General features: G+C 27.9%; 8 protein-coding genes. All 8 read right to left on the bottom strand.

Annotated features, from left to right (window positions below; all coding sequences use genetic code 11):
- Positions 1–94 precede the first annotated feature (94 nt).
- Positions 95–1,294 (bottom strand): cofactor-independent phosphoglycerate mutase, encoded by a 1,200-nt coding sequence (locus A9758_RS05105; RefSeq protein WP_011406085.1) that lies wholly within the window; start codon positions 1,292–1,294, stop codon positions 95–97.
- Positions 1,295–1,378: 84 nt separating this feature from the next.
- Positions 1,379–2,122, bottom strand: coding sequence for an NADAR family protein (locus A9758_RS05100; protein ID WP_011406086.1), 744 nt, complete (start codon positions 2,120–2,122; stop codon positions 1,379–1,381).
- A gap of 113 nt (positions 2,123–2,235) precedes the next feature.
- Positions 2,236–3,267 carry a homoserine dehydrogenase gene (locus tag A9758_RS05095; RefSeq protein ID WP_011406087.1) on the bottom strand — a complete coding sequence of 344 codons (1,032 nt, stop codon included), beginning with the start codon at positions 3,265–3,267 and terminating at the stop codon, positions 2,236–2,238.
- 14 nt (positions 3,268–3,281) lie between these two features.
- Positions 3,282–3,770, bottom strand: coding sequence for an allosteric regulator of homoserine dehydrogenase (locus A9758_RS05090; RefSeq protein WP_011406088.1), 489 nt, complete (start codon positions 3,768–3,770; stop codon positions 3,282–3,284).
- Complete coding sequence (gene gatC, locus A9758_RS05085; RefSeq protein WP_011406089.1) at positions 3,767–3,982, bottom strand: Asp-tRNA(Asn) amidotransferase subunit GatC; 216 nt, start codon at positions 3,980–3,982, stop codon at positions 3,767–3,769. The genes A9758_RS05090 and gatC overlap by 4 nt, the downstream gene beginning before the upstream one ends.
- Before the next feature lie 114 nt (positions 3,983–4,096).
- Positions 4,097–5,521 (bottom strand): asparagine synthetase B, encoded by a 1,425-nt coding sequence (locus A9758_RS05080; RefSeq protein WP_011406090.1) that lies wholly within the window; start codon positions 5,519–5,521, stop codon positions 4,097–4,099.
- Positions 5,522–5,587: 66 nt separating this feature from the next.
- Positions 5,588–5,869 carry a DUF5379 family protein gene (locus tag A9758_RS05075; RefSeq protein WP_048059698.1) on the bottom strand — a complete coding sequence of 94 codons (282 nt, stop codon included), beginning with the start codon at positions 5,867–5,869 and terminating at the stop codon, positions 5,588–5,590.
- Positions 5,870–5,954: 85 nt separating this feature from the next.
- Positions 5,955–10,454 (bottom strand): glycosyltransferase, encoded by a 4,500-nt coding sequence (locus tag A9758_RS05070; protein WP_011406092.1) that lies wholly within the window; start codon positions 10,452–10,454, stop codon positions 5,955–5,957.
- Positions 10,455–10,795 lie beyond the last annotated feature (341 nt).

The raw sequence follows: 10,795 nt of genomic DNA, 5'->3' as shown, positions 1-10,795 counted from the left end.
AAATAAAAACAAGAAATTAACTTTTAATGGATTTAAATTTGTATTATAATATAAAGAATAATATTCTTTAAAAAAAGATAAAATGAATCAATATCTATTCTTTAGATATTTTAATCATTTCATTTAGGAGTGTGTGGCCAATTATTGTATCGTATTTTCCTTGGCTCATGTCTTCTGAGAAAATTTGTGTATCATCTGGTGTTTTTATATTTGTACTGTATATTGCAAATGGTACTGGTGACATTGTATGTGTTTTTATGTTAATTGGTGTTGGATGGTCTGGTAGTAGGGCTATTGTATAATCTTCATCTATATTTGGTAGTTCTTTTAATAATTTTTCAAGTATGATACTGTCAATGTTTTCTATTGCTCTTATTTTTTCAGGTAGATTTCCTTCATGTCCTGCTTCATCTGGTGCTTCAATGTGTATAAATTGTACATCATGTGTTTTTAGTGATTCGAGTGCATAGTCTACTTTGTTTTGATAATTTGTATCGAAGTATGCTGTTGCTCCAGGAACTTCTATTACATCTAAATCAATATATGTACTTATTCCTTTTAATAGGTCTACTCCGGTGATTGTAGCTCCTTTTAGTCCATATTTTTCTGGGAAGTTTCCAATTACTGGTTTTGCTCCTTGTCCCCATAACCATATCATGTTTGCTGGTAGTTTTCCTTCTTCTATTCTTTTTTTGTTTACTGGATGGTTTTCTAAAACTTCAACTGAATCTTCCATTAATTTGTTTATTAGTTTTGATTTTTCATTTTCTGGTTTTAGGTTGTTATTGCTTGTTTGTTGTCCTACAACATCATGTGGTGGTGTGGATTTTAAATCTTCCATTGCAATATCTGAAATTACAAATAAGTTTCTGTAACTTACTCCTGTATAGAATTGTCCTATATCACCAAAATGTTCATTTAATGCTTTTATAAGTTCATCTGCTTCTTCTGTTGTGATATGATCTGCTGTAAAATCATTGATGGCTCCATCTTTTACATTTATGAAGTTAAGACGGAATGCCACGTCATTATCATTGAGTTCTACTCCAACACTTGGTGCTTCTAGTGGTCCTCTTCCTTTGAGCATTGATGGATCAAATCCCATAATTGATGTGTTTGCAACATCACTACCTGGAGTCATTCCATCAGGAACATTTTTTGTAAGTCCTGTGTATCCTTCTCTTGCTATAAAGTCCATATTTGGAGTATTTGCATGAACTACTGGAGTTTCACCATTGATTTCATCTAATGGCTCATCAGCCATACCATCTGCTATTACTATTACGTATTTCATTGTATCACTTGTATGTTTTTTTTTATTATATTATATTATTATATTTAGATATTATATTTTTTTAGGTTAACTTAAACTTTTTTTTTAGTGTACATGATTACAACTACATCTTTCTTTACTATATGGACTTCCAGATAAGTCCCAGTCTATAAGGTCATAGTTTTCATAAACATCACATAACACATCTCTTATTTCCATCATTGCAAATCCAAAGAGGTTTTGACCTATTAATTTACCATCATCAATAGTTACACCCCATTCTAGGTTGTCACTTTTAAAGACAATACATCTATCTTTTGTTTTTATAAGTTCCTTTGTAAAGTTTATATCTGTAACAATCTTATAGTAGAGTGCATTAAGATATAATGTGTATTTTAATTCATTCCAAAGCTCTGGAGATTTACTTTTTAAGTCATTTTCTATTAATGATATGATTTCTTTTGCTGAATCATATGTTTTTGTACCAATATGGATGTGATGTGTAGTGTCCTTATAGATTGTATCATACATTTGAATGTAGTTTTTATCTTCATTAAAATCAATATTATATTTAGGTTTTCCATCCCTTGTCCATAACTTAATAAAGAGTGGTTTAAGGGTACTTTTAATTAATTCTTGTGCATCTTCACTTAATGAAGTTGAAGGTTCTAATTCTTGTGTAAATGTTGGGGCTTTTGGAAAGATTTTATAGTATTTGTCTTTATCTGTTATATTTTTATTAAATTTAATAAGATATTCTGCACCACTACCATTTCTCCAGAAATCAGATTTTTCAGGGGCTGTAGGGTATTTAATCCATGGGGGAGCAATATATTTGTCATCTGTCATTATTATCACCAAAAAATATTTTTTTAAAAGAAGTGTTTTTTACTTAAAATATGTAAAAAATAGTTTTTAAAGATTTTACTTTAAAAAAAGGTTAAGAAGCAGAAAAATAATATTTAATTGTTATTATTTTTTCCTATACTAATTATATCACTTAAAATTGCAGAAGCTGTTTCTATTGAACCAGCACCTACTCCAACTACTGTCACATCTTCAGATAAATCAGTTTTTAAAGTAATTACATTTAAAGTACCATTCACTGCAAATGGTGAGCCTTGTTTAACTAGCATTGGAGCAACTCTAAGTTTACCATCGTTTGCTTCAGCAACTAATTTTATTAAATAACCATCTTTTAGAGCTAATTTAACAGCATTGGATGATATTCCAGAAATTCCTTCTCTTGAAACATCATCTAGTGTTACATCCCAACCCATTAATGAATTTGCAATAATAACTATTTTACATGCAGCATCTAATCCTTCAACATCTTGGTATGGATTTGTTTCGGCTATTCCTAATTCTTGGGCTTCTTTTAATGTTGGTTCATATTCTGTTCCTTCATTTGCCATGCGTGATAATATGTAGTTTGTTGTACCATTTAATATTCCTTGTACTGAATGAATATTATTTCCTGCTAATGATTCTCTTGCTAAGTTAATAACAGGCATAGTTCCACCAACAGATGCTTCAAATCTAAATTTAACATTATTTTCACGTGCTGTTTCAATTAATGTTTTAAAGTTAAGTGCAAGTGGTCCTTTATTTGATGTAACAACATCTTTTTTATCATTCATTGCTTTTAATATATGTGTTTGTGTTGGTTGTCCATCATCAATATTTGTTGGTGTTGCTTCAACTAAACAATCATATTCTGCCTTGTCAAGAACTTCCACACCATCAACACCACTAACACCATATTCTGGATAGTCCTTTATTTTTCCAGTTTTTTCTTTAGTATCTAGTGCTTGTTGTAAATCTAAACCATTAGGATTAATAGCAGCACCTGATCTATCACTTATTGCTGTTATTTCCAAGTCAATACCATATTTTTCTATTAATTCTTCATGTTTCATTAAAACAACTTTAGCTAATCCTTGTCCTACTGCTCCAAAACCAAGAACACATAGTCTCATCTTATTTGATGTCATTGATATAATCTCTCCTAGATTTCTTTAATTAATACTAAGTTATCATTGTCTGCAATTTCTTGTAGGCGACGTGTTGTTTCTAGACGTTTGTTATTTCTTGTCTCAAGAACAACTTTACATACAGATTCCTTTAGATCATTTCCAATATTCAAATCTATACTGGAAATTTTAATATCATCTAATTCATCAATTTTATGTACTGTGTCCATGATGTTATTTGTAGAAATATTACCTAGTAATAGGAAAGTTTGTGTTTCTTTTTGCAGTACATCATCAATTTCTACAATATCTATATTTTCTTCGCGTATAATTTCAATACCCTTTTTAAGTATACTACGATCACCTTCAAGTGTGAAATGTACAGGTATTTTTCCATCTGATGTTTTATTATCATGTTCATGGATTATTGTAGATACATTAGCACCTAATCCTGATAATGGTCGTAATATATTAACTAATTGCCCAGGTGTATCTGGTAATTCTATTAATAATTTTAATCTCATTTTGTCCATTTCCCTTTTTCAGCTACTATACTTCCCTGTTTATCAACATGTGCATTACGTAATATTTTTTCTGGATTTTTACTTTCTTTAAGATCTTCTCTTGTTCTATTTAAGTTGTCAACAATATAACGTGTTTCTTCTAAATCTGGTATTTGTTCTAAAACTTCTGAGAATTTATTTAATATATGTTCTGCTTCTTTTTGTATTTCCATTATTTAATGCTCCTTAGTTTTAAATTTTTTTTTATATAATTACAGTTTTATGTTATTTAATATGTTTAATATAATTTAAATATATTTAGAAATTTATTAAAAACTTTTTCATAGCTACTGGAGTATCTTATTGTATTGTTGTTTTTTAATAATTTTTTTCTTTATTATTTTATCTATTCCTGTTCCATACTGTGCTGCTTTTTTAGGTCTATATGCAGCTTCTTTAGAAAGACCTAATTCATATGCAACATCACGTAGTATATGTTTTCTTATTTTATCATCACATGAATCTAATAGATAATCAATAGGCATGTGACTTGCCACATCTATCACATCTTTATCAAGAAATGGAACTCTTAATTCAACAGAATTACTCATAGTAGCCTTATCATCTCTTTCTAAGTTTACATCATAGATGTTGTTAAGATCATGTGTTAATTCTTCATTAAGTAAGTCATGGTTTGTGTATTTCTTTTTGTATCTGTTGTATCCTGCAAATAATTCATCTGCTCCTTGTCCTGATAATATAACTTTATGATTATCCATATGTGCAAGATGAGATGTTAATTTAATTGTCATTCCCACACCTATTTTCATAAGATTTGTATCTTCAATAGTATTTACAGTAGGATAAAAAGATTTTTCTATAATCTCCTGGTTAATTATTTGAATTGTAAGTGGTATATCTATATCATGTGCTATCTTTTTAGCATATTTTAAGTCTTGACTTGTTTCAACTCCCACACTATACAATGTAGTTTTAATACCTAATTTTTTAAGTATCAATGCAATTAGAGTACTGTCCACTCCACCAGAAAAAAGTAGGGCAACTTCATCTAAATCTTGCACACGTTTTCTAACAGACCTAACAATAGCATTTTTAAGTTTCTCCTTAGCAACATCATAATCATTATAAAAATCACATCTTTTATAACAATCCCTAATTTGTATAACATCACCATTATAAATCATGAATCTGGGATTTAGGTTATAAATATCATTGATACCTATTTTTTGCAGTGCTTTTTGTTCTGATGCAAATGCAAATTTATCACAATTACTTCCATAGTATAATGGTTTAACACCTACATTATCACGTACAACAACATAGTCTTTTCCATCACTTACACAAAAAGCATAATCTCCATCAAGTAAATCAATACTCTTTAAAATGGCTTCTTTTAAGTTATCATGATAATTATGTTCAATGAGTTTTAAAATAACTTCACAATCAGAATTACTACTTAAATCAAAATCATATTTACTTATTAATTCTTTATAATTATATATTTCAGCATTAGATACTAAAACAAGATTTTCTGACATGAAAGGTTGTAATTCATCACAACCAACAATAGATAATAAATTATGAGCAATTATAAAACTTGAATCTTCACAATCTAAAATATCATTATTTAAATAAATTTTACCCCTACTATATACACCACATCCATCTGGACCTCTATGCTTTAGTGTATGTAGCATATTAATTATATCTGACTTAACATTTTCTCCAACAACACCAATTATAGAACACATAAATAATCAAACCTAGAAAAATATTTAATTAAAAAAAAAGAATTGGGTGGTTAAATAGTTTAATAATTAAATTACAACGTAGTTGAGTAAGAAAATCCATACAGTCATCCATACAAGGTAATATAGAAGAACTCCATTTGAAATCCATGAACTTAATGATATTTTTTCCCTACCATATCTACTTTCAGCATATTTTCCAAGACCATATACTATTACAACAGAGATTATAACTCCGAGAAACTCATTAGTTATTGGTAAAATACCTTTCACAGTAAATAAGTATGATATTATTCCAGCAAATACTCCACCTATAAGATGTTCATAAGACATTATTGTTATTTCATCCATTTTATCAACTATTTTAAAAATTTTTCCCTTAAATTAATATTGTTATAAATTATGTATATCATATCTAATATAGTTTTGTTATTTATTATAGAAATTTTTTATAAATATCCATATATTCATCAGCCATTTCCTTAGTAGTTTTAAAAGTAATGTCTTTTACTTCATTTGCAACACGCAAATACCTTTCTTCATCATCAAATATGCTGATAATCTCATCATATGCCTCTTTAGGATTATTTGATAGTAAAAATCCTCCACCATTCCTATGAATTCGCTCACCTGGAGCACCAATATCAATACTAATAACAGGTAATCCACAACTCCATGATTCACTTAGTGTATGACAGTATGTTTCAGGCCATATTGAAAATATTGCCATTGCATGTGGATTAATATCATGTACTAACTTACAAAATTCACTTCTTTTATATGTTCCATGAAGGACACATACCTCATCTAAGCCTAATCTACCATCAACATCACCTAGAATATGTAGTTCAAGACGATTATTAACATCATACTTCTTAAGATTTTTAATAAATACTCCGCCCTTACTAGGTCCAATATTACCTGGAATTACTATTTTAATTGGCTTATTTTTAACTATTTTTGGAACATTTATAGTATCTGGTGTTTTTAGATCACGTCCATGTTCAATAATATTAATGTTGTCCTTTATTTCTGGATAAAACTCACCATATATATCTACAGCTGAGGGAGATGTTGTTATAAATGTATCACAGTAGTTAAACATGTCACCCATAGCAGCTCTCCATGTTCCCACATATTTCTTAAGTAATGGAATACCATAATTTGTTGAAATACTACACTGTCTATTTTTAGCACTCATATCAATAGGACTACAGTGTCCTCCACAATACTCTTTAGAATTATCAATAAGATTATGTGATGGACATACATAGTAGAAGTCATGGAATGAGAATATAACTGGAAGTCCTAACTTCTTAGCAGTATATACAATATCAAGTGAATGTTTTATAAGATGTCTAACATGTATAATATCAATATGTAACATTTTTAGAATATTGAAGTAGAACTTATTAAACTCTGGTATGAATGGAGTTTTAATAGTATACTCTGTTTCAATATCAAATGAATATAATGGTTTAAAATGGGATAAAAACTCATAATCTTCTTTAACATCATCATTTGCTTCAAATGAACTGTATTTATATACTTTTAATTCTTTAGAGTTTGATGTTAACATGTAAACATCCATATACTTACTTATATGTTTCATTAAATCAGTACTAGTGTATAATGTACCACCTTTACCCTCATGTATCACATACAATATACGTTTTCTATTAAATTGAATGTTATTTTCATGTTCAAGATATAATTTAATATTATCACGTATCTTCTTATACTCATTTAATTCAATGAAATTATCTATTCTGGCCTTATATTCTGGAAATTTACGTCCTAAATGTTCTCTGTTTATCTTTAATAATTCATTTTTTTCATCACCAAATGAAACATTATGATTATGGAAGATATATGTGGACATATCAATTACATTTTGCCACCCATTTTCTATTAAACGCATACAAAAATCATTCTCTTCACAATAACCTCTACCATAACTTAAATCAAACTCTCCAACATCATCTATTGCTTCATGTTTAATAAACATACAAAAACCATTACCAGTAGGTGTTGTTATGATTTTATTCTCACTTTTCTTTTCAATAATATTGGCAGTTCCACTAATACCTAATCTTTCATCAATGGAATTATTCTCATTTAAGGTAGGTACTGAAAATGCTCCAGCATTATTTGATACAGGAGTTACTGTTGCAATATTTGAATTTGTATATGCTACAGATTTCATTTTTTCAAGCCAGTTATTACTAACAATAGTATCACTATTTAGTAGTACAACATCATTACTTGTTTTACTAAATCCAATATTCACATTCTTAACAAATCCCATATTATGTTTATTGTAAATAACAGTGATATTTTCTTCATCTTCCAGTGATTTAAGTAACTTTTCTATACGCCTATCACTACTACAATCATCTATTAATAACAATTCATATGGAGTTTTAGTATATTTTTTTACAGATTCAATACATTCTCGCAACTGGTCATATGCATTGTATATTGGAATGATTATTGTAGTTGTTTGAGTTATAGCCTCAACTATGTTATCTACTTGTTTTTGTGTGTATATTGGATTTATTTTAACAATAGAACTATGTTCTAATCTTTGAAAATATTCATTTTTAAAGTAGAATATGTCACTTTCATCATACACGAAGTTATTCTTCCAACAAACATAGTTAAAACTTAACTGATCTCTGAAACTATAATTTACAACTTCACTATACCAGTCTTCCATTACTTTAATAACATCCTTATCATGATGATTTCTAAAGAGAATTCCACTAGCAACAAGCCCATTATGTTTAGGATAGCCTTCTTTTTGATATTTATCCATTTGTTTGTTAATGATTTCTGGTAAGTCCTTCTGAATTTCTATACATTTTTCTGCTTCATCATAGATACAATCTCTTTGTTCATGTGCAATTGCAAGAAGTTTATGATTTTTTGAATACTTATTAACATAATCCTTTAGACTATCATGTATATCGAAGTTTGTATCTATCCATATAGAATAATCATATTCATCTAAATATTTATGTGGAAGTATTTTATATCGTCTGGCCTTACGAACTTCATTAAGATTAAGTTCTTCCATATATCTGATTTCCCAGAAATTAGATTTTAAATTAGGATTATCTGTAAAACAGATATAATCAAAGTCATCCTCCACTACCTCTGGAGTCACAAGATCATCATAATGTCCTGTAAGAGCAGTGTAGACTACAACTTTCTTATTATCAAAGTTAATATAGTTAGATTTTTCATTAATTAATTCATTAAGTGAAGTATCTGGATTGAATTTCTCCTCACACATATCAATTATCTTCTCTTTATCTAGAAATATACAGTCATTTAGTACATTAACTTCCATGGATTTGAAAAACTTAATAAACAAAGTTAAATTAACAGTTCTAGGATGATGTAGTGCTGTGAAGTTTTTCATGTAAACTAGATCAATCTTATAATTCATAAACATATTGAAATATAATCTAATGAAATATTCCTCATCATCAATATGTTTTGTAGACCATTTTTTTATGGTTATAAAATTTCCAATACCATCATATAAGTGTATTGAGACTTCTTTTAATGTTATTGCTAAGATGTAACATTCATAATTTCTAGCTAATTCATAAAATACATCATCAATATCTAAAGTACCATCAGAGTTATATGTTGTAACATACAATATACGTTGTGATTTCTTATATGGTTTTATTAGTAAATCACATTCTTTTAGTTGATTTATAATCTTTGGAGATTTTACAAACTCATCCCAATCAGAATATATTTGAGGATATCTCTTAGATAATATCTTCTTGTTTTTCTTTTTTAATTCATTTGCAGTTTCAGATGTAAATGATGCATGTCTTCTATGATATACAAATACTGTTTGATTTCTAAGATTTATCCATCCATTTTTTCTGGCTCTTGCTGTAAAATCAGTTTCTTCACCATAACCCTTATCAAATATTTCATCAAAGTATCCTAAATCATCAATTGCACTTCTTTTAATAAATAAACAAAATCCATTACCTGTAGGAGCTTGAATGTATGTTGTATCACTTAACTTATTTAGTTGATAAGCATTTGAATTAAGAAACAATCTATCTGTACTTGTCCCTAATTTTTCAATGGAGATATCTGATGAATTAGAAAATGGTGTTACAGTAGCTATTTTATCATTAAGATATGCTGAGAAAACTAGTTGTGATAACCATTTAGGTGTTACTATTGTATCACTATTAAGAAGTACAACATCACCCTCTGCTAGTTTCATACCCATATTCACATTTTTTATAAATCCTTGATTTTCCTTGTTATGAATTATCTTAACAAAATCAATTGACTCCATTGAATCTAGAAGATGTTTTATTCTATTATCACTACTAGCATCATTAATTAGTATTAATTCATAATTAATATGAGTATTTAAAAGTACACTCTCTATACAATTACGTGTTTCATCATATGCATTGTATATTGGTATTATAATTGAAATCTTTTGTTTTAGAGTTTTTAGTATGTTTTTACAACTTCTTACATTGTATTTATTGTATGCATTTAGAAGTATGTGTTTCTTATTCAAGTATTCTGTAGTTGTGGTTGTTGCATATTTAATGTAGTGATATAGGGGATTGGTTGTTAATTTATTATATGGAATATTTTTAATGTATTCTCTTGTATTAAATATATTACTTGGATTATATCCTAGGTAAACTCCATATACAATATAGTGAATAATAGGATCAAGATTATTCAATGAAGTTATATTATTTTCATTTATATAATAGTCAATATCAAATTCTATAGAATCATATATTACATCATAATAATCCATTATACGTGCTTTATTATCTAGTCCTACTAAATCATCATAATCTATTCTAGCATATCTATACAATCTTTTTTCCTTAATACCAAATCTTAAAAAATGAATCAATGGATTCATATTAGAAAGTTGTACATCCTTATATAAATCCATGTACCATTTTGGATTAAAATATTTACTGGTAGGATATTCTTCTTTTCTTCCATTTTTTAAGAAATAATCAATAGGATCATCATCCTCTTTTATATTAGGATTATGTTTTCTGTAGAATGTTTCATTGAAATATTTTGACTGTTCAATTAATTTATAATTAGATTCATAGCTAAATGTCTTATTATTTTTAGAATTATTTATAGTATCACATCCTATTGATTAAAAATTCCTATTTTTTATATATTATTTTTATATCTTTTAATTAATTTAAAAGAAACTTTAAGAAAGTAGGTATAAAATAAGCACAA

This window comes from Methanosphaera sp. A6, from assembly GCF_001729395.1.
GTDB lineage: Archaea > Methanobacteriota > Methanobacteria > Methanobacteriales > Methanobacteriaceae > Methanosphaera > Methanosphaera stadtmanae.
This window is presented reverse-complemented; position numbering and strand designations above follow the sequence as displayed.

Bases quoted from the DNA above. Each gene is read 5' to 3' on its own strand.
- A9758_RS05080 (WP_011406090.1), bottom strand. From the start codon at position 5,521: ATGTGTTCTATAATTGGTGTTGTTGGAGAAAATGTTAAGTCAGATATA.
- A9758_RS05100 (WP_011406086.1), bottom strand. From the start codon at position 2,122: ATGACAGATGACAAATATATTGCTCCCCCATGGATTAAATACCCTACA.
- A9758_RS05095 (WP_011406087.1), bottom strand. From the start codon at position 3,267: ATGACATCAAATAAGATGAGACTATGTGTTCTTGGTTTTGGAGCAGTA.
- A9758_RS05070 (WP_011406092.1), bottom strand. From the start codon at position 10,454: ATGAATCCATTGATTCATTTTTTAAGATTTGGTATTAAGGAAAAAAGA.
- A9758_RS05105 (WP_011406085.1), bottom strand. From the start codon at position 1,294: ATGAAATACGTAATAGTAATAGCAGATGGTATGGCTGATGAGCCATTA.
- A9758_RS05090 (WP_011406088.1), bottom strand. From the start codon at position 3,770: ATGAGATTAAAATTATTAATAGAATTACCAGATACACCTGGGCAATTA.
- gatC (WP_011406089.1), bottom strand. From the start codon at position 3,982: ATGGAAATACAAAAAGAAGCAGAACATATATTAAATAAATTCTCAGAA.
- A9758_RS05075 (WP_048059698.1), bottom strand. From the start codon at position 5,869: ATGGATGAAATAACAATAATGTCTTATGAACATCTTATAGGTGGAGTA.